General features: G+C 69.5%; 20 protein-coding genes and 1 tRNA gene. 2 read left to right on the top strand and 19 right to left on the bottom strand.

Annotation, left to right across the window (positions count from 1 at the left end):
* Positions 1-27 precede the first annotated feature (27 nt).
* Entirely contained in the window at positions 28-1,275 is a 1,248-nt protein-coding gene (locus tag ACFWYW_RS45140; protein ID WP_379610771.1) for an acetyl-CoA C-acetyltransferase, read from the top strand.
* Positions 1,276-1,584: 309 nt separating this feature from the next.
* On the opposite strand, the gene ACFWYW_RS45135 is transcribed toward ACFWYW_RS45140, so the two are convergent.
* From ACFWYW_RS45135 to ACFWYW_RS45125, 3 genes are all read right to left on the bottom strand, one after another.
* Positions 1,585-1,995 (bottom strand): PPOX class F420-dependent oxidoreductase, encoded by a 411-nt coding sequence (locus ACFWYW_RS45135; protein ID WP_379610772.1) that lies wholly within the window; start codon positions 1,993-1,995, stop codon positions 1,585-1,587.
* A gap of 76 nt (positions 1,996-2,071) precedes the next feature.
* Positions 2,072-2,305, bottom strand: a complete 234-nt coding sequence (locus ACFWYW_RS45130; protein ID WP_184967573.1) for a DUF4287 domain-containing protein — start codon at positions 2,303-2,305, stop codon at positions 2,072-2,074.
* 157 nt (positions 2,306-2,462) lie between these two features.
* Positions 2,463-3,257: a Bax inhibitor-1/YccA family protein gene (locus ACFWYW_RS45125; protein WP_379610773.1), complete on the bottom strand. Its 795-nt coding sequence runs from the start codon at positions 3,255-3,257 to the stop codon at positions 2,463-2,465.
* Between the two features lie 140 nt (positions 3,258-3,397).
* On the opposite strand from ACFWYW_RS45125, the gene ACFWYW_RS45120 reads away from it, so the two are divergent.
* On the top strand, positions 3,398-4,051 hold the full coding sequence (locus ACFWYW_RS45120) for a class I SAM-dependent methyltransferase (RefSeq protein ID WP_379610774.1): 654 nt from the start codon (positions 3,398-3,400) through the stop codon (positions 4,049-4,051).
* Positions 4,052-4,107: 56 nt separating this feature from the next.
* Here the strand turns inward: ACFWYW_RS45120 and ACFWYW_RS45115 are convergent.
* The 16 genes from ACFWYW_RS45115 to mfd all read right to left on the bottom strand — a co-directional run bounded on the left by ACFWYW_RS45115 (position 4,108) and on the right by mfd (position 20,747).
* Positions 4,108-4,180 (bottom strand) — tRNA-Leu (locus tag ACFWYW_RS45115).
* Between the two features lie 49 nt (positions 4,181-4,229).
* A complete protein-coding gene (locus ACFWYW_RS45110) occupies positions 4,230-4,754 on the bottom strand; it encodes a peptide deformylase (protein WP_379610775.1) in 525 nt (174 codons plus the stop codon).
* 84 nt (positions 4,755-4,838) lie between these two features.
* Complete coding sequence (locus ACFWYW_RS45105; protein WP_379610776.1) at positions 4,839-5,351, bottom strand: glycine cleavage system protein R; 513 nt, start codon at positions 5,349-5,351, stop codon at positions 4,839-4,841.
* A 26-nt stretch (positions 5,352-5,377) separates the two neighbouring features.
* Positions 5,378-6,694, bottom strand: coding sequence for an NAD(P)/FAD-dependent oxidoreductase (locus ACFWYW_RS45100; RefSeq protein ID WP_379610777.1), 1,317 nt, complete (start codon positions 6,692-6,694; stop codon positions 5,378-5,380).
* Positions 6,695-6,789: 95 nt separating this feature from the next.
* On the bottom strand, positions 6,790-7,584 hold the full coding sequence (locus tag ACFWYW_RS45095) for a uracil-DNA glycosylase (RefSeq protein WP_379610778.1): 795 nt from the start codon (positions 7,582-7,584) through the stop codon (positions 6,790-6,792).
* 39 nt (positions 7,585-7,623) lie between these two features.
* Positions 7,624-8,631 (bottom strand): hypothetical protein, encoded by a 1,008-nt coding sequence (locus tag ACFWYW_RS45090; protein WP_379610779.1) that lies wholly within the window; start codon positions 8,629-8,631, stop codon positions 7,624-7,626.
* Entirely contained in the window at positions 8,628-8,957 is a 330-nt protein-coding gene (locus tag ACFWYW_RS45085) for a PadR family transcriptional regulator (protein ID WP_379637640.1), read from the bottom strand. Before ACFWYW_RS45085 ends, ACFWYW_RS45090 begins: the two co-directional genes overlap by 4 nt.
* Before the next feature lie 104 nt (positions 8,958-9,061).
* Positions 9,062-10,225: a hypothetical protein gene (locus tag ACFWYW_RS45080; RefSeq protein WP_379626496.1), complete on the bottom strand. Its 1,164-nt coding sequence runs from the start codon at positions 10,223-10,225 to the stop codon at positions 9,062-9,064.
* 172 nt (positions 10,226-10,397) lie between these two features.
* A complete protein-coding gene (locus ACFWYW_RS45075) occupies positions 10,398-11,333 on the bottom strand; it encodes an exopolyphosphatase (protein ID WP_379626498.1) in 936 nt (311 codons plus the stop codon).
* A complete protein-coding gene (locus tag ACFWYW_RS45070) occupies positions 11,330-11,818 on the bottom strand; it encodes a DUF501 domain-containing protein (RefSeq protein WP_379626494.1) in 489 nt (162 codons plus the stop codon). Before ACFWYW_RS45070 ends, ACFWYW_RS45075 begins: the two co-directional genes overlap by 4 nt.
* Positions 11,808-12,266, bottom strand: a complete 459-nt coding sequence (locus ACFWYW_RS45065) for a septum formation initiator family protein (RefSeq protein WP_379626492.1) — start codon at positions 12,264-12,266, stop codon at positions 11,808-11,810. The genes ACFWYW_RS45070 and ACFWYW_RS45065 overlap by 11 nt, the downstream gene beginning before the upstream one ends.
* A gap of 63 nt (positions 12,267-12,329) precedes the next feature.
* The gene (gene eno, locus ACFWYW_RS45060; RefSeq protein WP_379626490.1) at positions 12,330-13,607 is read right to left on the bottom strand and encodes a phosphopyruvate hydratase; all 1,278 of its coding nucleotides are present in this window, start codon (positions 13,605-13,607) and stop codon (positions 12,330-12,332) included.
* Positions 13,608-13,674: 67 nt separating this feature from the next.
* Complete coding sequence (locus ACFWYW_RS45055) at positions 13,675-15,564, bottom strand: WD40 repeat domain-containing serine/threonine protein kinase (protein WP_379626488.1); 1,890 nt, start codon at positions 15,562-15,564, stop codon at positions 13,675-13,677.
* Positions 15,565-15,672: 108 nt separating this feature from the next.
* A complete protein-coding gene (locus ACFWYW_RS45050) occupies positions 15,673-16,605 on the bottom strand; it encodes a MazG family protein (protein ID WP_379626486.1) in 933 nt (310 codons plus the stop codon).
* Positions 16,606-16,607: 2 nt separating this feature from the next.
* Positions 16,608-17,231 (bottom strand): SurA N-terminal domain-containing protein, encoded by a 624-nt coding sequence (locus ACFWYW_RS45045; RefSeq protein WP_379626484.1) that lies wholly within the window; start codon positions 17,229-17,231, stop codon positions 16,608-16,610.
* Positions 17,232-17,258: 27 nt separating this feature from the next.
* Positions 17,259-20,747: a transcription-repair coupling factor gene (gene mfd, locus ACFWYW_RS45040; RefSeq protein ID WP_379626481.1), complete on the bottom strand. Its 3,489-nt coding sequence runs from the start codon at positions 20,745-20,747 to the stop codon at positions 17,259-17,261.
* Positions 20,748-21,143: the final 396 nt, after the last annotated feature.

The following is a 21,143-nucleotide window of genomic DNA, read 5'->3' as shown; positions in this document are numbered from 1 at the left end:
GGGAATGCCAACCGAGGAGGGGCTCCCATGCCTGAGGCTGTCATCGTCGCGACCGCACGCTCGCCGATCGGCCGTGCCTTCAAAGGGTCGTTGAAGGACATCCGTCCCGACGACCTGACCGTGCAGATGATCAAGGCGGCGCTGGCGAAGGTGCCGCAGCTCGACCCGGCCACGATCGACGACATCATGCTGGGCTGCGGCCTGCCCGGCGGCGAGCAGGGCTTCAACATGGCCCGCGTCGTGTCGGTGATGCTCGGCCTGGACACCGTGCCCGGCACCACCATCACGCGCTACTGCTCCTCCTCGCTCCAGACCACCCGGATGGCCTTCCACGCGATCAAGGCGGGCGAGGGCGACGTGTTCGTCTCGGCTGGCGTCGAGACGGTCTCGCGCTTCGTCCACGGCAACTCCGACTCGGTGCCGTGGCCCCAGGACACCGAGCAGCCCCGGCCCAAGCTCGAGAACTCGATCTTCGACCAGGCCCGCGCCAGGACCGCCACGTTCGCCGCCGGCGGCCAGACCTGGGAGGACCCGCGCCACCACGGCACGGTCCCGGACATCTACATCGCCATGGGCCAGACCGCCGAGAACCTCGCCCAGCTCAAGGGCATCAGCCGCCGCGAGCAGGACGAGTTCGGCGTCCGCTCACAGAACCTCGCCGAGAAGGCGCTGGCCGACGGCTTCTGGCAGAAGGACATCACGCCCGTCACCCTCCCCGACGGCAGCGTGGTCAGCAAGGACGACGGCCCGCGCGCCGGCACCACCTACGAGGCGGTATCCGGCCTCAAGCCCGTCTTCCGCCCCGACGGCACCGTGACCGCGGGCAACTGCTGCCCACTCAACGACGGCGCCGCCGCGGTGATCGTCATGAGCGACACCAAGGCCGCCGAACTGGGCATCACCCCGCTGGCCCGCATCGTCTCCACCGGCGTCACGGGCCTGTCCCCCGAGATCATGGGCCTGGGGCCGGTGGAGGCGTCCAAGATGGCGCTGTCGCGCGCCGGGATGGCCATCGAGGACGTGGACCTGGTCGAGATCAACGAGGCTTTCGCGGCCCAGGTGATCCCCTCGTACCAGGACCTCGGCATCGACCTGAACCGCCTCAACGTCAACGGCGGCGCCATCGCGGTCGGCCACCCGTTCGGCATGACCGGCGCCCGCATCACCTCAACCCTGATCAACAGCCTCCAACACCACGACAAGTCCATCGGCCTCGAAACCATGTGCGTCGGCGGCGGCCAGGGCATGGCGATGCTTTTGGAGCGCCTCGCGTAGATCTCTTCGAGCTCTTAAGACCTTTGGATCCGTTACGGCGAAGCCGCCCCCACGCCACCCGCCGCCGTCGGCGGGCGCCGATCGTGGGGGTCGCTTCTCACGTCGGACGTGGTCCCCACCGCAACGGCCCACGTAACCCGACACCTACGGCCCCGTGACCCGGCGCCCACGGCCACGCGAACACCGGCTTCAGCCACGTCACCCCGCGCAGCCACCCCCGCGCGCCAAGCGCAGCGCCGGGTTACCGCACGTGTCGAGGCCGGTGCCCTGGCTGAGGCGTGGGGCGGGGTTCCGGGGGTGGGGTGGGGGTTAGCCGTGGGTGTCCGGGCCGGCTTTGATCAGGGTTATGCGGGCGATCACCCGTTGGTCGCGGACCATGGCGGAGCGGTAGTCGTCCCAGTCGGGGTGTTCGCCGGAGATGTCGCGGTAGTAGGTGATCAGGTGGTCCATCGCGTCCGGGAGCGGGATGATCTCCGCTTGGCCCTCGATCTGGACCCAGTCGCCATAGAAGGCATCCGAGAACACGCACAGGGCGACGTTGGGGTCGCGGCGCATGTTGCGGGTCTTGGCGGCGGTCTCGCGGGTGCTGACGACGGCGTGACCGTCCGCGTCCACGCCCACGGTCACCGGGGACATCTGCGGGCGGCCGTCGCGGTGCCGGGTGAGGAGGACGGCGTGGTGGTGGCTGCGGAGGAAGTCGCGTGCCTTGTTCAGGTCCATGGACACATGATCGCGCGTGGACACGTGCGCGCGCCCGTACCGGTGGCACGGGCGCGAAGGTTGGGGTTCGGGCTCTCTAGATGAAGCCCATCCGGTTACGGCGGTGCCGCTCGTGCTCGAACACGATCGCGGCGGCGTAGCCGTGGGTCAGCCCGTGCTCGTCGGCAAGCCAGTTGGCCCGCTCGTCGCACCTGAGGAAAGCCGGGCCGTTGTCGATCGCTTGGAACCACTCTGGGAGTTCGCGCCCCGTTATAGACGGGACCCTGGCGATGAGCTTTGTTTGCGTCTCCGGTGAGTGGTTCAAGGACATGGGCACCTCCACGGATTCGGGTCCTTTGCTTGACACTGCAACACCAGGTCGTGAAGTGCAACCCCCAAATCGGAAGCGTTTTGTGACTTTGCGGTCGCACACAGAGAAGGCCCCGCCGGACGGCGGGGCCTTCAATGATCGTCTGTGACCAGGCCGATCAGTCGTCGCCGCTGAAGTAGCTCATGAAGCGGAGCACCTCAAGGTAGATCCAGACGAGGCTCAGCGTCAGACCGAAGACGCACTGCCAGGCGAACTTCTCCGGAGCGCCCTGCTTGACGCCCTGCTCGATGGAGTCGAAGTCGAGCAGGAGGAAGAAGCAGCCGAGCAGGATCATCGCGGCGCTGAAGATGATGCCGATCGGGCTGTCGGTGCGCAGGCCGAGACCGCCCGGCATGAAGAACGCGGCGATCCAGTTGACCAGGATCAGGCCGAGCGCGCCGATCGCCGCGGCGACGACGAACCTGACCAGCTTCGGGGTGACCCGGACGATGCGCAACGTGTAGACGGCCAGGACGCCCAGGAAGGCCATCATGGTGCCGATCACGGCGTTGAGCACGATGCCGGGGAAACGCTGCTCGAAGATGCTGCTGAGCGCGCCCAGGAACACACCCTCGAAGACCGCGTAGCCCAGGATGAGCGCCGGGTTGGTGCTCTGCTTGAACGACGCGACCAGGCCGAGGACCAGCGCGATGATCGCCGAGACCACCGCCACCGCGATGGGCACCTCGAGGATCCACGCGGCGCCCGCTGCCGCGACCAGCACACCGAGCGTGATGAAGCCGCGGATGACGACGTCATCGAGGGTCATCGTCCGGTATGCGGGGCTGGCCGGCGGAGCGTACGACGGCTGGTTGTACATGTCCTGCAGGTCCTGCGGCGTCGCCGACGGGCCTGCCCAACCTTGCCCTTGGGTACTTCGGGACTTGCTGAAGACGGGGTTCTTGCTTTGCATCGCTGCCTCCACGCTGCGACCAGTGCGGTCAGCCTAAGGGACCGAGCGTCGCAGAGGTCAACTCCCGCTCGGATCTATGTGCTTTCGAGATTTCAATAACGAGTGGAGGGCGGGCGGAGTTCCCGGGTTCACTGGAGGTCGTGAGCGTTCCGCGTGACTACGACGTCAACCCGCGTAGGTTCGCGCTGGGCTCCCGTTCGCCCGCCGCCGGCGCCCTCTATGTACGGCTGGCCGAGCGCCTGCGCCCGTTCGCCAGGGTGCTGGACGTCGGCTGCGGCGACGGGAACCTGCGGGCCGAGTCGCCCCAGGTCGTCGGCCTGGACGGGTCGATGACCATGCTGCGCGCGCATCCGGCGCCCCGGGTCCTGGGCGAGGCGGCGGCGCTGCCGTTCCGTGATGGAAGCTTTGACGCCGTCACGGCGGTGAACATGCTCTACCACCTCCCCGACCCGCTCCTCGCCATCCGTGAGGCGCGGCGGGTGCTGCGGCCGGGCGGGCTGTTCGTGGCCGTCACCCCCAGCCGCGCCGACTCCCCGGAACTGGCGGCGGTCTGGCGGCCGGCGGCGACCACGTTCGACGCCGAGGAGGCGCCCGCTCTCGTGGGCGAGGTCTTCGAGCGGGTGGAGGTCGAGTCGTGGGACGCCCCGTTGGTCACGCTCGGCGATCGGGCGGCGGTGCGCGACTACCTCGTGACCCGCTTCGTCGGCCCGGCGGACGCCGAGGAGCGGGCCTCCCGGGTACGCACCCCGCTGACGCTGACGAAGCGCGGCGCTTACGTATATGGGAGTTCTTAATTACACAGAGAATTCACCCGACGTGTCTTTGCAGGTCAGAGGCTAGAAATGGGCGGTGCCCCCGGCGGGATTCGAACCCGCACTACAACCCTTTTAAGGGGTTTGCCTCTGCCATTGGGCTACGGGGGCGCCGCAATCATACGAAAGGGACCATGCCTCCGAGGAGCACAACTTTGTATCAGGCGTCACAACTGTGAGGTCTGCGGTGAAGTGATAGCACTCCGGGCACTCTGTCCAGGAACAGCAGACCGTCCAGATGGTCCAGTTGGTGCTGAATACAGCGGGCTTCGAAGGCATCAGCTTCGATGGTGACGAACTCCCCCGAACCCGGCAGGACGCCCTCGACGACGATGCGGGTCGCACGGGAAACGTCGCCGGTCAGACCCGCTATCGAGGCGCAGCCCTCGCGGCCGTCCTCCCATCGGGAGGCCTCGGCCAGCCTCGGATTGACCAGTACGGTCTCGCCCGCGGCCGAACGGCTGCGAGGGTGGCGGCGGGCGTCGAAGGCGATGATGCGCCAGGAGAGCCCGATCTGCGGGGCGGCCAGGCCGGCGCCGGAAGGCTCCTTACGGAGCGTGGCCAGCAGGTCTCCGGCCGCGTTCAGCACGGCGGGATCGGCCGGTTCGACCGGCTCCGCCGTACGCGACAAGGACGGGTGCGGCGCCCGCAGGATCTCCCTGACCGCACCCTCGCCGACGATCACCACACACCCCGGCGGGTCGGAAACGCGGCACGGACCGGCACTGTGGCCTCCAGTGGTGGGTGGGCGGCGCTGGAATCCCCGTCTTCACAGCAGATCCGGTTCCATGGGACGGAAGGTGATCTCCGAGTCGAGCCCGGAGCCCACGGCGGCCAGGCGGCGCATGAGCCCGGCCACGTCCACCTCGGCGGGCAGGTCGACGTCGGCGATGAGGACGTAGAGGCGGCCCGTGAGGCGGGTGCTCATGCCGGTGATGTTGCCGCCGACCGAGGCGAGCACGGCGCTGACGGCCGAGATGATGCCCGGCCGGTCGGGGCCGTGGACGGTCAGGACGTAGCCGATGCCGGTGCCGGGGCAGCCGAAGTCGCGTCTGGCCTCGACCGCCGAGACCGTCACCACCAGCTCGGGCTGCGACAGGTGACGGGTCAGTTCCCTGGTGTCGAGCTCGCCCGAGACGAGCAGCATCATCGCCACGTGACCGCCCAGCAGGGTCATCGTGGAGTCCTGGATGTTCGCTCCGCACTCGGCGAGCGCCCCTGACACCGCCGCGATCACGCCGGGCCTGTCGACGCCGAGCACGGTCACCGCTGAGAGCCCCAACCCAGGATCTCCTTCTCGATCACGCCTTAGCGGCGCATGGTCGCCACCGCGGCCCTGAACCCGTCACGCGGGTGCTCCATCTCGCCCAGCGAGATCGTCTCGCGCTTGAAGAAGAGCGCGAGAGTCCAGTCGACGACGACGCGGACCTTGCGGTTCAGCGTGGGCACCCGGGACAGATGGTAGGTGCGGTGCATGAACCATGCAGGGAATCCGCGAAGCTTGACCCCATAGACGTTGGCGACACCCTGGTGAAGGCCGAGTCCGGCGACCGATCCGACGTACTTGTGGCGGTATTCGACCAGTTTCTGGCCGCGCAGGCTGCGGACGATGTTGTCGGCCAGGACCTTGGCCTGGCGGACCGCGTGCTGGGCGTTGGGCGCGCAGTACTCGCCCGGGTTGGTCACGTCGGGCACGCCGGCGGAGTCACCGGCGGCGAAGGCGTCACGGACGCCGGCGACCGTGAGCATCGTGGTGGTCTTGATCCGGCCGCGCTCGTCCACCGGGAGCCCGCCTTCGGCCACGATCGGGCTGGGCTTGACGCCGGCCGTCCACACGAGCGTCTCCGCGTCGAACTCGGTGCCGTCCGAGAGCACCACGTGGCCGTCCTCGCAGGACTCCAGGCGGGTCTCCAGCTTCACCTCGATGCCGCGCTCGCGCAGCTGCTCCAGCGTCCACTTGCCCATCTCGGGGCCGACCTCGGGCAGCACCCGGCCGGTCGCCTCGACGAGCACCCAGCGGATGTCGGCGGCCTTGATGTTGCGGTAGTAGCGGGTCGAGTGCTTGGCCATGTCCTCCAGCTCGGCCAGGGCCTCCACCCCGGCGAAGCCGGCGCCGACCACGACGAAGGTGAGCGCGCGGCGGCGTACCTCGGGGTCCTCGCTCGACTCGGCCACGTCGAGCAGGTGCAGGACGCGGTTGCGCAGCGCGATGGCCTCGCCGACGGTCTTGAAGCCGATGCCGATGTCGGTCAGGCCGGGGATCGGGAGCGTGCGCGAGATCGAGCCCGCGGCCATGACGATGACGTCGTAGGCGATCTCGCGGGGCGCGCCCTCCGGAGGCTGGAAGGTGACGGTGCGCTCGCCGTGGTCGACCTTGGTGACCCGACCGTTGAGTATGCGCACCTTGGGCAGCACCCGCCGCAGCGGGGCGACCACGTGACGGGGCGAGAGGTTGCCCGCGGCGGCCTCGGGGAGGAACGGCTGGTAGGTCATGTAGGAGTTGGGGTCGATGATCGAGACGCGCACGCTGCCGTCGCGCAGCTCCCTGCGGAACTTGCGCTGCAGCCGAAGCGCTGTGTACAGGCCGACGTATCCGCCGCCGACAATCAAGATGTGCTTGTTCATCTTGAAGCCCCATCCCTCGTGGAATGCTTGTGAAAGCATTCACAAGCTTACGCCGGAGGCTCCGGAAAACGCCAATCCCCTGGACATGGCACGCGTCACACCGACAGTTCGCGGGCCCTGGCGAAGACGTCGTCCAGCATTCCCGCGGTGACCCTGCCGGTGAAAGTGTTCTGCTGGCTGGGGTGATAAGTCCCGAGCAGCGTGACCGGCGTCTCGCCATATGAGACCTTCACCTCGACGCCGTGCCCGAACGCCGGCCGCGGGCGCGGCAGCACGTATCCGGCCTCGCGCAACGCCGGCCACATCGCCTGCCAGGCGAATCCCCCCAGCGCCACCACCACCCGCACGCTCGGCGCGCACAGCGCCATCTCACGGGCCAGCCAGGGGAAACAGGCGTCCCGCTCCCCGGTCGCCGGCTTGTTCTCCGGCGGGGCGCAGCGCACCGCCGCCATCATCCGCGCGCCGATGAGCTCCTGCCCGTCGCCCGCGTGCGTGCTGCTCTCCTGTACGGCCAGCCCCACCCGATACAGCGAGGCGAACAACCAGTCGCCGCTGCGATCCCCCGTGAAGATGCGCCCCGTCCTGTTGCCCCCGTGGGCCGCCGGCGCCAGCCCCACCAGCAGCACGCGCGGCTCGGACGCGCCCCACCCGGCGATCGGGCGCCCCCAGTACGTCTCGGTCGCGAACGCGCGCCGCCGCACCTCGGCGACTTCCTCCCGCCAGGCCACCAGACGGGGGCACGCGCGGCAGACCGACTGCCTGGCGGCGAGCTCCGTGAGGGTGCTGCTGGTGGCGGCGAGGCGGCGCACGTCCGCGGGATCGCGGGCGACCGGCGTCTCGGCGGTGGCCGGGTCGCCGGGCCAGCCGGTGCCAGGAGGTACGAAGCTCATGACACCGATGGTGCCCGATCACGGCGATCGGGCGGTCCCTCAGCGGCTTCTGGAGGGGCTGGGCGTGCTCGTGGGCGGCTCTGACGGGCTCGGCCTGCCCTTGGCGGGCTCCGACGGCTTCCCCGAAGGACGCGGCGCCTCCGACGCGCTCACGCCCGGCTCGGGCGTGCTGAGGGCCGCGCTCGGCTCGGGAGTCCTGAAGGCCGCGCACGCGCGCGTCGTCGGCGGCGCCGAGGCCTGGCCGCCCTGCTCGTCGAACGGGACGTCCGGGTCCTCCTCGACCAGCGGCAGCGGGAAGCGGTTGAGCACCGGCTCGCCGCAGCTGCGGTCCACGCGGTAGCCGAAGCGGTCCGGGCTGGTGGTGATCGGCTGGCCGTCCTGGTCGTAGAGCAGGACGTCGGACAGCGGGGTGCCGTCCTTGGCGTAGGGCTTGATGTTGTAGACGGTGTCGCCGAAGGCGGCGGGCTCCATGTCCATCGGCGTGTTCATCATGTAGGCCACTTGCTGGTCCCGGGCGCTCCAGGACGACGCGGTCGCCAGGCCGCCGAGTATCACGATGGCGACCAGGGCGTTGGCCGCGATGGTGAAGCCGCGCAGGACCCGGCCGGAGGCGTGCCTGCCGTACCAGATGGAGCCGAGGATCGCCCCGATCACCAGCAGGAGGTCCACCGGGTTGCCCGGCACGAGCCGTACGGGCCCGATCACCGAGACCGCGCCCATGGCGGCCGCGTAGCCGCGCAGGACCCACCAGCCCGGCCGCAGTTGCGGCATGAAGGCGGCGACCTCCCGGTAGGCCGACTGGCGGCGCAGCCACTCCAGCGCGATGGCGAACCTGCGGCGCTCGCGCGGGCTCTGTGGGCGGCCCCCGTAGGCGGCCACGAGCTCCTCCGCGTAGGCCCCGGGCGGCCCGAGCCGCTCTTCGAGCGGCAGCTCCGACTCCTCCGCGATCTCCGCGAGGTGGTCGTCGAGGTCTTCGAGGAGCTCGTCCCGATCGGGGTGATCGGCCAGAGCCTCGCGTACGGCTTGCGCGTACTGGGCCGGGGTCATCGTGCGCTCCCCTCCGTGAGCAGGTTCGCCATCGTGGCGGAGAAGGTGGTCCAGGTCTTGGCCTGCGCCGCGTACATGTCGCGGCCGACCTCGTTCAGCCCGTAGTACTTGCGGTGCGGGCCCTCGTCCGAGGCGACCACGTAGGAGTTGAGCGCGCCGGCCTTGAACAGGCGGCGCAGCGTGCCGTACACGGAGGCGTCGCCGACCTCGTCGAGCCCGGCGTCCCTGAGCCTGCGCACGACGTCGTAGCCATACCCGTCGCGCTCGCCGAGCACGGCGAGCACCGCCAGGTCCAGCACGCCCTTGAGGAGCTGGCTGTTATCCACGCGATGCACACTACTGTGCAATGCGTAATAGTGGCAACAAGAAACCGGACGGCGCCACGGTGGGCGCCGCCCGGCCTCAGATCAATCCTGGTTCTCGCTCAGCGTCAGAGCTTCGGAGCCTCAGGGGCCTTGCTGTCCGTGGGCGTCGGCGTCGGCGCGGGGGTCGACAAGCAGCCCACGTAGCGGTCGGCGGAGGAGTCGCTGTTGTTCGGCCCGGAGACCGACAACGTGATGACGCCACCGTCGCGCGCGGCGCCCGTCAGGGCGTGGTCCGGCAACGAGACCCGCTCAGAACCGCCGTGGTAGCCGAAGTAGGCGGTGCCACGGTGAACGGTGCTGCCGTTGACCGACCACGAGTACTCGACGCGGGCACGGCCGGTGGAGCTGACGGTGCCGGAAGCGTCGACCCTGCAGGCGGTCTGGTTGGTGACCGCGGACACGTTCGAGGCCGAGACCTTCACGGCCGGGGCCTCGTCCTTGCACCACACCTTGTAGTAGGCGCGGTTGGAGGACGTGCTGTCCGGGCCGAGAATCTCCAGAACGGCGGAGCCGCGGTGGCTGTACTTCGGCGAGAAGCCGAAGTAGACCTTGCGGGCGTCCCAGACCTTGATCTTGCCGTAGTCGACGACGTGACCGTTGAGGACCCAGCGGTAACGGACCCAGGTCGGGTCGGAAACCCTGATCAGGCCAACAAAGTCGATCTTGTCGCCAGGGGTGCAGGAACCCACGTAGCTGTCGGGGCTCGCCCAAGCGCGCGCCCAGACCTGCGGGTCCTTGTCAGTGCGGACCGGGCCCTTGTGGCAGTTGACGTCGAAGTAACCCTTGCGGGACGTCACCTTCCGCGGGCTCAGGACCTGGAGGGCTTCCCAGCCCCGGACATCCTCGTCGAAGTCGATGCTCGTCTTGACGTTGATGTACTTGGTGCCCTTGCCGACCTTGACGGTCTTCACGCCGCTCTTGGAGCCGTCGCCGTGCAGCCACCGGTACGAGACCTTGGTGGCCTTGGACGAGGAGACCTTGATACGGGACGTGACATCGACCTGAACAGGACAGGCGCCCTCGTAGGAACGAGGGTTGGCCTTCGGCGTCGAAACCGACACCTTGGCCTTGGAGGAGGTCACCTTGGCGCCGGCCGCGGTGGCCTTGCTCGCCGAGGCGGTCGAGGCCGCGGATGCCGGGGTGGCCATAAGACCCGACACCATGGCGGCCAGCACGGCGGTGGTGGCGCCGAGCGCCGCCACCCTCCGCGCCAACACAGTGGACTTCATCTGAGAGTGCTCCATTCCGTGAGGAACTAGATGCGCTCGGGAACGGTCGCCACGTCGCCACTATCTGTGCACGACAATATGGCAAAGCCCCCGTAAAGCTTCCTTACTTAAGCACAGATCAGATTGCAGTCACAATACGAATCAAGCCCGGTAACGTACCGATTTCGCGACCTTATCGGGCGACCGACCACGCAATTCCGTCGAGGATGTCGTGCTCCGAGACGATGACCTGCGAAAATGCGAACCGCCTCAGGACACGGTCCAGTATCAGCGCGCCGGCCCCGATGACGTCGGCCCTGCCGGGGTGCATCACCGGCACCGCAAGACGATCACCATGCGTCATCGAAAGAAGTCTGCGGGTTACTTCGTGAACCTCTCCGGCGGAAATCCGGGAGTGGTGAATTTTATCCGAATCATATGTCGGCAGGTCGAGGGCCATACCGGCGAGCGTCGTCACGGAACCCGCGAGGCCGACCAAAGTCCGCGCCTTCTGAACCGGTACAGATTCCGTCACCCGATCCAGCGCCGCCTCGATATCGGCCACCACGGATTCGAGTTCGGCGGCCGTCGGCGGATCGTTCCTGATGTAACGCTCGGTCAGCCGTACGCTGCCGACGTCGACCGAGATCGCCCCCTCGACCCGGTCATCACCCACCACGAACTCCGTCGAGCCGCCCCCGATGTCCAGCACCAGGTACGGCGGGCGCGCCCCCGCCTCCGGCGAGAGCCTGGCCAGGCCCCTGGTCGCGCCGGTGAAGGAGAGCGCGGCCTCCTCGTCCCCGGTGACCACCTCGGGATCGACGCCGAAGATCTCGCGCACGCCCTCGGCGAACTCCTGCCGATTGGCCGCGTCCCGCGTGGCGCTCGTGGCCACCACCCGCGTCTCCTCGGCGGCGTGGTGGTCGATCAGCTCGCGGTAGCGGCGCATGGCGGCGAACGTGCGCCGCAGCGCCCGCGGCGCCAGCCGGCCGGTCCGGTCGACGTCCTCGCCCAGGCGGACGATCTCCATCAGCCGTTCGAGGTCGCGCAGCGAGTCTCCGGCCACGTCGGCGATCAGCAGGCGCACCGAGTTGGTGCCGCAGTCGACGGCGGCCACCCGCGTGCTCATACGCACGGGCCGTCCTTCCACCACTCGCCGAGCGCGCCGAGCGCCTCTTCGCCGAACGGGTTGCCGCCCGGCACCGCCAGCTCGTGCGCGACCAGCGCGTGCAGGCACTTGACCCGCAGCGGCATCCCGCCCGTGCTCTGCATGTCGCGCGGCAGCGGCTCCATGTCCTCGTCCTCGGCGGCCTTGTCCCGCCGGGCGATGTAGTCCTCGTGGGCGGCCTGGTAGGCGGCGGCCAGTTCGGGGTCCTCCGCCAGCCTCGCCTGCATCTCGCGCATCAGGCCGGAGCCTTCGAGCGTGCCGATGGCGGAGGTCGCCTTGGGGCAGGTCAGGTAGTAGAGCGTGGGGAACGGCGTGCCGTCGGGCAGCCGCGGCGCGGTCTCCACCACGTCGGGGTTGCCGCAGGGACAGCGGTGCGCCACCGAGCGCACGCCCCTCGGCGGGCGGCCGAGCTGCCGGGTGACCGCCTCGATGTCGCTACTTTCCACTCTGATCCTTAACGGTCTGATCCCTAACAGTCTGATCCCTAACGGTCTTCTCCCCGGTAGGCGCCTTCTGCCCCTTGCCGGTGTCGGCGGCCTCGATGGACTCCCACAACGTCTGGTACCACGGCGGCATCTCCGCCTGCTCCTGCGCCGCCACCTTCTGCGGGCTCGCGTCCGGCCGCGTCACCACGTAGCACTTCTCGCCGGGGCCGCAGTAGTGCAGCCGCTCCTTGGCGGTGCGCTTGGCCCAGTTGGGGTCGCTGATCCGCCTGGACTCCTCGGCCAGCGCCTGCCGCTCGGCCTCGACCCGGGCCTTCTGTTCTTCGAGCTCGGCGATGTTGCGCCGGTTCGCGATGTACTCGCGCACCGGATAGGCCAGGCTCATCGCGATCGCGCACACCACCACCGCGAGGATGGCGGCCCGTCCGGTCAGCTGCGGTCTCTTCGCCAATGCGTCCCTCCCGGGCTGTGCTGGTACGGCCGGCGTCGCCGTGGACGCCGGCCGTACCCGAAACTAGCGCTGGAAGCGCGGGAACGCCGCGCGACCCGCGTAACGGGCGGCGTCGTCGAGGAGCTCCTCGATGCGCAGCAGCTGGTTGTACTTGGCGACCCGGTCGGAGCGGGCGGGCGCGCCGGTCTTGATCTGGCCGCAGTTCACGGCGACGGCGAGGTCGGCGATGGTGGTGTCCTCGGTCTCGCCGGAGCGGTGGCTCATCATGCACTTGTAGCCGTTGCGGTGGGCCAGGTCGACCGCGTCGAGGGTCTCGGACAGGGTGCCGATCTGGTTGACCTTGACCAGCAGCGCGTTGGCGGAGCCCTCGCGGATGCCGCGCTCCAGGCGCTCGGGGTTGGTCACGAACAGGTCGTCGCCGACGAGCTGCACCTTGTCGCCGAGGGCGGTGGTGATGGCCTTCCAGCCCTCCCAGTCCTCCTCGTTCAGCGGGTCCTCGATGGAGACCAGCGGGTAGCTGGCGACCAGGTCCTCGTAGAAGGCGATCAGCTCGGTGGCCGACAGGCCCTTGCCGTCGATGGTGTAGACGCCGTCCTTGTGGAACTCGGAGGCGGCCACGTCGAGCGCGAGCCCGATGTCCTCGCCGGGCGTGTAGCCGGCCTTCTCGATGGCGACCAGGATGAGGTCGAGCGCGTCGCGGTTGGAGGGCAGGTTGGGGGCGAAGCCGCCCTCGTCGCCCAGGCCGGTGGCGTAGCCCTTCTCCTTCAGCACGCCCTTGAGCGCGTGGTAGACCTCGGTGCCCATGCGCACGGCCTCTTTGAAGCTCGACGCGCCGATCGGGGCGATCATGAACTCCTGGATGTCCACGTTGGTGTCGGCGTGGGCGCCGCCGTTGAGGATGTTCATCATCGGGACGGGCAGCACGTGCGCGTTGGGGCCGCCCACGTAACGGAAGAGCGGCAGCTCGGCGCTGTCGGCGGCGGCCTTGGCCACGGCCAGCGAGACGCCCAGGATGGCGTTGGCGCCCAGCTTGGACTTGTTGGGCGTGCCGTCCAGGTCGATCATGATCTGGTCGATGATCCGCTGGTCCTCGGCCTCGACGCCGTGCACCTCGTCGAAGATCTCGTCGGTGACCGCGAGCACGGCCTTCTCGACGCCCTTGCCGAGGTAGCGCTCGCCGCCGTCACGCAGCTCGACGGCCTCGAACTGGCCGGTGGACGCGCCGCTGGGCACCGCCGCGCGGCCGGTGCTGCCGTCGTCGAGCACGACCTCGACCTCAACGGTGGGGTTACCACGAGAGTCGAGGATCTCGCGGGCGTAGACGACCTCGATGGTAGCCACGTCAAAGCTCCTAGAGTCGAAGGGCAGTTCGCTCCCAGAGCCTACCGAGGTCTACCAGCCGGTACGGCTACCACCCCGCAAGCTCCCAAACCGCCATCTCCTCGTCAGGTTTGGCCACCACGACGGACTTCCTGCCGTTGAACTGACCGATCGCCAGGGCGGTGGCGCGCCCGCTCGACGCGGGCAGATCCCTGACCCGCTTGCAGGTGCGCGGATTCCAGACGCTCAGCCCGTCGATGCCGGTGACCAGCGCGCCCTTGGTCAGCGCGAAGTCGTCGATGGGCCTGTCCGGGGAAACCCCCTTGGAGGGGATCTTCACGGTGCACCGCTGCCGCTGCCCCTCCTGGTCGTAGATCTTCACGCCGACCCCCTCGACGCGGACCGCGACCAGCCCGTCGGCCGCCTCGACGCCGGAGGCGGGCGACCCCGACTCGACGACCGCCCTGGGCTTGACCTCGGTGCCGCTCCACGGGTCGATGCGCTGCAGGATTCCCTTGCTCATGACCGCGAACACGTTCGTGCCTGCGCCCGCCCAGGCCACGTCGTGGACCGACTGGCCCAGCCGCCACAGGCTCGCCTGCTTGCCGCTGGCCAGGTCCCAGGCCTGCATGCGGCCGTCGGCGCAGCTCACGTACGCGGAGGCGCCTTTCTGCGAGGGCAGGACGGACATCGCCGCCCGGCCGCCGCCCCGGCACGCCTTGATCGTCTCGACGGCGTTGCCCCGTCCGGGCTGCCACACGCGGACCGCGCCGTCGGCCGCCGACCACACGATGGACTGCCTGGTGCCGACCTTGGTGAAGGCCAGCGAGCCGATGTCCCCGGCGCCCATCGGGACGGAGTTGATGATCGCGCCGCTGTCGGGTTCCCACAGCTCGATGCGCTTGGTGCTCTCGTTGGCCGCGGCCACCAGGCTCCCGTCGCCGAGGGAGCCGAGCGCGATCTTGGAGATCCGGTTCTCGAAGTCGCCGAACGCCGTCATGCGCGGGCCGTCGTCGGCCGAGGAGCCCGCTCCGCCGTCGCCCGCGGTCACCCCGCCGCTGCGCATCGTCAGCCCGATCGCGCCGCCGAACATCACCACGAGCGCCAGGCCCGCCACCGCCATCCGCCGCCTGCGCCGCCTGACCCGCCGTACCGCTGGCCTGGTCTCCTCCGTACGCCTGGTCAGGGTCTTGAGCACCTCGGCCGCGCCGGGCCGGTGGGCGGGGACCTTCTCCAGGCACGAGGTGAGCACCGAGCGCAGCGGCTCCTCGATGCCGGACAGGTCGGGAGAGGCGTTGAGAATGCGGTGCATGACCGCCGGGATCGAGTCGCCGCCGAACAACGACGTGCCGGTGGCGGCGTAGGCCATGGTGGAGGCCCAGGCGAACATGTCCGAGGCCGGCGTCACGCTCTCGCCGGAGATCTGCTCGGGCGCCATGTAGCCGGGCGTGCCGACGACGGAGCTGGTGGCGGTCGTGGCCGACTCGGGGGTACGCGCGACGCCGAAGTCGATCACCCGCGGCCCGTCGGGGCCCATGAGCACGTTGTTCGGCTTGAAGTCGCGGTGCACGATCTGCGCCTCGTGGATGGCGGCCAGTGACCGCGCGGTGGCGGTGGCCAGCCTGGTGAGCGCCGCGCCGCTCATCGGCCCGTTCTGGGCCACGTACTGCTGGAGCGACGGGCCGTCCACGAACTCGCTGATCAGGTACGGCCGGTCGTCCAGGACCCCGGCCTCGATGATCCGGGCCGTGCCATGGCCGGCGACCTTCTCCGCGGTCTGCGCCTCGGCCAGGAAGCGGCGTACGGCCCGGCGGTCGTTGACCAATCGGGCGTGCAGCACCTTCACCGCGACCTGGCCCCGCTCGGCGTCCTCCCCCAGGTACACCGAGCCCTGCCCGCCGTCGCCGAGCACGCCGATCAGGCGGTATCCCGCCACTTCACGAGGTTCGCCCGATCTCAGGCGGCGCACCTCAGCCATTCGCAACTCCCCCCGTAACCCCGAACGATCCTGACATCTCCCGACATATCCCGCCACTCGGGTTTATTCGGATCGGGCGCAGCCTTATTCGGGTGCAGGTTCGGTCGCTCAGGTGGTGCGCGTTTCCCAGTTGCGCACGCGCTCGCGGTAGTCGCGGGCCGCCGCGCGCAGCTCCGCCTCCGGGTCGAGGCCGGCGTCCTGGGCCCGGCGCACCAGGTCGAACAACTCGCGGGCCACCCCCTGGCCCACCGCCTGCGCCAGCGCCTCGGGGGCGCCGGACCGCTCGGCCCGCCGGACGAGCTGGGCGGCCAGCGACAGCGACGGCTGGCCCATCGGCACGCCGTCCAGGATCGACTCGGTGCCCTTCTCGGCCCGCTCGGCGGCCTTGATGGCCTCCCAGTTGTCGTTCACCTCGTCGGCGGTCTCCGCCCTGACGCTGCCGAACACGTGCGGGTGCCGCCTGACCAGCTTGTCGACGATGCCCTCCGCGACGTCGTCGACGTCGAACGACTCGGCCACCCGCGCGTGGAAGACCACCTGCAGCAGCAGGTCCCCGAGCTCCTCGCGCAGCGCCGGATAGTCGCCGTGCTCGATCGTCTCCAGGACCTCGTACGCCTCCTCCAGCAGATACGGCACCAGCGTCTCGTGCGTCTGCTTGCGATCCCAGGGGCATTCCACCCGCAACCGATCCATCACGCCGACCAGGTCGAGTATCCGGGCGCCCGGCAGGTCGTAGGAGCCGGGCACGATCTCGATCACCGGCGGCTCGTCCAGCGCCAGGGCGGCGTGCCCGGCCGCGCGCAGGAAGTCCTCGTCGTCCATGGCCAGCCAGACGAGGGTGGCGCCGACGGCCCGCCGTACCAGCTCGGCCGGATTCTGCGGGCCGACCGTGACCTCGACGCCCGCCTCGGCGAGGTAGGGCAGCTGCGGGTGGTCGGCCGAGGCGGTCAGCACCTCGCCCGCGCGCAGCGCCTGCCACGCCTGGTGGCTGAGCAGGCCGGGGGCGACCCTGGGCGAGGTGGTGACGACGATGAGCGGCATGCTCAGCCCTGCGGCTGCTGTTGCTGCTGCTGGGGCTGCTGGGTGGGCGTGAGCTTGCCGAAGCGGCCCGTGTCGACGAACATCGACGGGTTCTCCTGCGTCGGCTGCGTGTTCAGCTGGCCGTAACGCGGGCTGTAGGTGACCTTGACGGTGGTGAACTCCGAGCGGAGCTTCTCGATCGCCTGCTGGTTCTGGGCGCCGCCGAGCTGCTGGAGGATCTTCTGGATCGACAGCTCGCCGCGCAGGAAGTCGCGGGCGTCGCCCGGGGGCACGCCCTTCGACAGCAGGTTCATCGCCGGAGTCTGCTGCTGGCCCGGGTCCTTCAGCGCGGTGTCGATCTCCGCCTCGCTGACCTGGACCTTGTACCTCTGCGCGAGTTGGCGGTAGACCACCTCGTTCGTCATCCGGAACAGTACGAACTGGTTGAGCGGCACCTGGAGCGCGCTCGCGTCCAGCCGCGCCGCGGTCAGCGCCTTCTCATACTGCTGGACCTCGGAGTTGAGGTCCTTCGCCGCGATGCGCTCCCCACCGACGACGGCGGCGGCGCCCGCCTCGACCGGGCTGGAGCAGGCGGTCAGCGCGACACCCACCGCGGCGGCGGCCACGGCCACTCGAATCGACTTCACGTGCATCCTTTCCGACAAAAACCGGCGCTAGCTTACCCGTGCGGGCTCCAGGAACATCGCCTCGACCAGATCCCCGCACCATTTGAGCAGGTCCAGGTCGCGAAGTGGCTGCCCGCCCACCGGCTTGGTCTTCGGCATCGGCACCAGGAGCGTCTCCGCCGCCTGCTTGTAGATGGCGCTCTTGTACAGCCGGTCCAGGCGTACCTGCTGCGACTCCTTCAGCACGACCGGGCCGAACTTGATGTTCTGCGCCTGCAGCGTCACGTCCGTGAGCCCCGCCTGGCGGGCCCTGAGCCGGAAGCGTGCCACCGCCAGGAGGTTCTCGACCTGCACGGGCGGCTTGCCGTACCGGTCGGTGAGCTCGGCGCGCACCTCGTCGATGCCGAGGTCGGAGGCGATCGCGGCGATCCGCTTGTAGGCCTCCAGCCGCAGCCGCTCCGAGGTGACGTAGTCGTGCGGGATGTGCGCGTTGATCGGCAGCTCGACCTTCACGTCGTGATGCTCCTCCACGACCTGCTGCCCCGACAGCTTCGCCTTCTGCTCCTGTACGGCTTCCGCCATCAGCCGGACATAGAGATCGAAGCCCACCCCGGCGATGAACCCCGACTGCTCGGCCCCCAGCACGTTGCCGGCGCCGCGGATCTCCAGGTCCTTCATCGCCACATACATGCCGGCGCCCATCTCGGTGTGCTGGGCGATCGTGGCCAGGCGCTCGTGCGCGGTCTCGGTGAGCGGCTTCTCCGGCGGATACAGGAAGTAGGCGTAGCCGCGCTCGCGGCCCCGGCCCACGCGTCCGCGTAGCTGGTGGAGCTGGGACAGGCCGTAGTTGTCGGCCCGGTCGACGATGAGCGTGTTGGCGTTGGGCACGTCGAGCCCGGACTCGACGATCGTGGTGCACACGAGCACGTCGTACTCGCGCTCCCAGAAACCCACCATGATCTTCTCGAGCTGGTGCTCGTTCATCTGGCCGTGCGCGACCGCGACGCGCGCCTCGGGCACGAGCTCCTTGACGCGCGCGGCCACCCGGTTGATGGAGGCCACCCGGTTGTGCACGAAGAAGATCTGGCCGTCGCGCATGAGCTCGCGGCGGATCGCGGCGGTGAGCTGCTTCTCGTCGTAGGGGCCGACGAAGGTGAGGATCGGGTGCCGTTCCTCCGGCGGGGTGAGGATCGTGGACATCTCACGGATGCCGGTCAGTCCCATCTCCAGCGTGCGCGGAATCGGCGTGGCCGACATCGCCAGCACGTCCACCTGCGTGCGCAGGTGCTTCATGGCCTCTTTGTGCTCGACGCCGAAACGCTGCTCCTCGTCGATGATGATCAGGCCGAGGTCCTTGAAGCGCACCTCGGGGCTGAGCAGGCGGTGGGTGCCGATGACGATGTCCACCGCGCCCGAGCGCAACCCTTCCAGCGTGCCCTTGACCTCACCGTCGGTCTGGAAGCGGGAGACCGGCTTGAGCGAGACGGGGAAGCTGGAGAACCGCTCGGTGAACGTCGACATGTGCTGCTGCACCAGCAGCGTCGTGGGCACCAGCACCGCGACCTGCTTGCCGTCCTGCACCGCCTTGAAGGCCGCGCGCACCGCGATCTCGGTCTTGCCGTAGCCGACGTCGCCGCAGATGAGGCGGTCCATGGGGACGCCGCGCTCCATGTCGCGCTTGACCTCGTCGATGGCCTCCAGCTGGTCGCCGGTCTCGGCGTACGGGAAGGCGTCCTCCATCTCGCGCTGCCACGGCGAGTCGGCGGCGAAGGCGTAGCCCGGACTGGCCATGCGGGCGCTGTAGAGCCTGATCAGCTCGCCGGCGATCTCCTTGACGGCCTTCTTGGCCTTGGCCTTGGCCTTGTTCCAGTCGGCGCCGCCCATGCGGTTGAGCGTGGGGGCCTCGCCGCCAACGTACCTGGTGACCTCGTCGAGCTGGTCGGTGGGCACGTAGAGGCGGTCGCCCTTGGCGTACTCGATGACCAGGTACTCCCTGGTCGCGCCCTGGACCGTGCGCTGGACCATCTCGATGTAGCGGCCGACGCCGTGCTGCTCGTGCACCACGTGGTCGCCGACCTTGAGCTGGAGGGGGTCGACCATGTTGCGCCGGCGGCTGGGCAGGCGGCGCATGTCCTTGGTGGAGGCCTTCTGCCCGACGAGGTCGAGGTGGGTGAGGACGGCGAGGTCCTTGGTGACGAAGCCGTGCTCGATGAGGCCGGTGGTGACGTGGACGACCTTGGGCTCCGGCGCCTTGTCCAGATATTTCTGCAGACGGGCGGGAACGTCCACGCCCTTGAGCAGCTCGACCATGCGCTCGGCCGAGCCCATGCCCTCGCTGAGCAGCACGACCGCCTTGTCCTCCGCCAGCCAGCCCTTGATGTCGGCCAGCGCCCGCGCGGTGTCGCCCCGATAAGCCTCGGAGTCGTGCGCGTCCAGCTCCACCCCGGATCCGAACGGCGCCAGCGTCCACCACTGCTGCCCCAGCGCGTCGGCGTGCCCGCGCACGTCGTCAAGCGTCCTGAAGGCGGCGGCGCCGAGATCGATGGGCGCCTCGCCACCGGCCGCCGCGTTGATCCACGACGCCTCGAGAAACTCCTGAGAGGTCCGTACGAGCTCCTCGGCCCGGCCGCGAATCCGCTCCGGATCACACACGAACACCGCCGACCGCGCCGGAAGATGATCGACCAGCAGGTCCATCTCCCCCGCCAGCACCGGCGCGAACGCCTCCATCCCCTCCACCGGCAGACCCTCGGCCAGCTGGTCGAGCACCTCCGCCAGCGAAGGATGCTCCTCCCCCAGCGCCCTGGCCCGCTCACGCACCTCGGGCGTCAGCAGCAGCTCCCGGCACGGCGGCGCGAACAACCCGTCCTCCGCCGCCTCCAGCGAGCGCTGGTCGGCCACCTTGAACCAGCGGATCTCCTCGACCGTGTCGCCCCAGAACTCCAGCCGCAGCGGATGCTCCTCCGTAGGCGGGAACACGTCCAGCAACCCGCCACGCACCGCCACCTCACCACGCCGCTCCACCATGTCCACGCGGTGGTAGCCGTTGGTGACCAGCCGGCCGACCACGTCGTCGAGATCGGCGTCGTCACCCGCCCGCAGCCGGATCGGCTCCAGATCGCCGAGCCCCTTGACGATGGGCTGCAAAAGGGCGCGCACCGGCGCCACGATCACACTGAGCGGCCCGGCCGAGACGTCACCGCTCACCGGATGCGCCAGCCGCCTGAGCACCGCCAGCCGCTGGCCGACGGTGTCGCTGCGCGGCGACAGCCGTTCGTGCGGCAAAGTCTCCCAGGCGGGGAAGACGGCGACGGTGCTGGGCTCGATCAGGCTCGTGAGCGCCGACGCCAGATCCTCGGCCTCACGCCCGGTCGCGGTGACGGCCAGCACCGTCCGCTGGTCACGGCCGACCAGCGCGGCCACCCCGAACGGGCGCATGGCCGCGGGCGCGACCAGCGCGACATCGCCACCCTCTTCGAGAGCGGCGGTCAACTTGGGATCGGCGGCAACAAGGTCAAGCAGTCCGGAAAGACTCATCCACAGCCCCACGCAACATGATCACCCCAGCCCGGGGCAACACGACTACCCCCGGCCTGCATCGGTCGCGGGGGTCACCCCCACCCTACTGTCCACCCCGCCACGACCCCCGCCCTCCCCACCCATTCGCTTCTTCGCCCACTCGCCTCCTCGCCGTCGCATCTCCTCGCCGTCGCATCTCCTCGCCGTCGCATCTCCTCGCCGTCCCATCTCCTCGCCGTCCCGTCACTCCGACTACACATCCCGCCCGTCCTCGCCCCCCGCCGTCTCCTCTCCTCTCCTCTCCTCTCCTCTCCTCTCCTCTCGTCTCCTCTCCTCTCCTCTCCTCTCCTCTCGTCTCCTCTCCTCTCCTCTCCTCTCCTCTCCTCTCGTCTCCTCTTGTCCCCTTCTGTCTCC

It is taken from the genome of Nonomuraea sp. NPDC059023 (assembly GCF_042740095.1).
GTDB lineage: Bacteria > Actinomycetota > Actinomycetes > Streptosporangiales > Streptosporangiaceae > Nonomuraea.
Note: the sequence above shows the minus strand (reverse complement) of the source record. Positions and strands in the feature narration are given on the sequence as shown.

Bases quoted from the DNA above. Each gene is read 5' to 3' on its own strand.
- ACFWYW_RS45140 (WP_379610771.1), top strand. From the start codon at position 28: ATGCCTGAGGCTGTCATCGTCGCGACCGCACGCTCGCCGATCGGCCGT.
- ACFWYW_RS45135 (WP_379610772.1), bottom strand. From the start codon at position 1,995: ATGGACCTGAACAAGGCACGCGACTTCCTCCGCAGCCACCACCACGCC.
- ACFWYW_RS45130 (WP_184967573.1), bottom strand. From the start codon at position 2,305: ATGTCCTTGAACCACTCACCGGAGACGCAAACAAAGCTCATCGCCAGG.
- ACFWYW_RS45125 (WP_379610773.1), bottom strand. From the start codon at position 3,257: ATGCAAAGCAAGAACCCCGTCTTCAGCAAGTCCCGAAGTACCCAAGGG.
- ACFWYW_RS45100 (WP_379610777.1), bottom strand. From the start codon at position 6,694: ATGAACAAGCACATCTTGATTGTCGGCGGCGGATACGTCGGCCTGTAC.
- ACFWYW_RS45095 (WP_379610778.1), bottom strand. From the start codon at position 7,584: ATGAGCTTCGTACCTCCTGGCACCGGCTGGCCCGGCGACCCGGCCACC.
- ACFWYW_RS45090 (WP_379610779.1), bottom strand. From the start codon at position 8,631: ATGACCCCGGCCCAGTACGCGCAAGCCGTACGCGAGGCTCTGGCCGAT.
- ACFWYW_RS45080 (WP_379626496.1), bottom strand. From the start codon at position 10,225: ATGAAGTCCACTGTGTTGGCGCGGAGGGTGGCGGCGCTCGGCGCCACC.
- ACFWYW_RS45075 (WP_379626498.1), bottom strand. From the start codon at position 11,333: ATGAGCACGCGGGTGGCCGCCGTCGACTGCGGCACCAACTCGGTGCGC.
- ACFWYW_RS45055 (WP_379626488.1), bottom strand. From the start codon at position 15,564: ATGGCTGAGGTGCGCCGCCTGAGATCGGGCGAACCTCGTGAAGTGGCG.
- ACFWYW_RS45050 (WP_379626486.1), bottom strand. From the start codon at position 16,605: ATGCCGCTCATCGTCGTCACCACCTCGCCCAGGGTCGCCCCCGGCCTG.
- mfd (WP_379626481.1), bottom strand. From the start codon at position 20,747: ATGAGTCTTTCCGGACTGCTTGACCTTGTTGCCGCCGATCCCAAGTTG.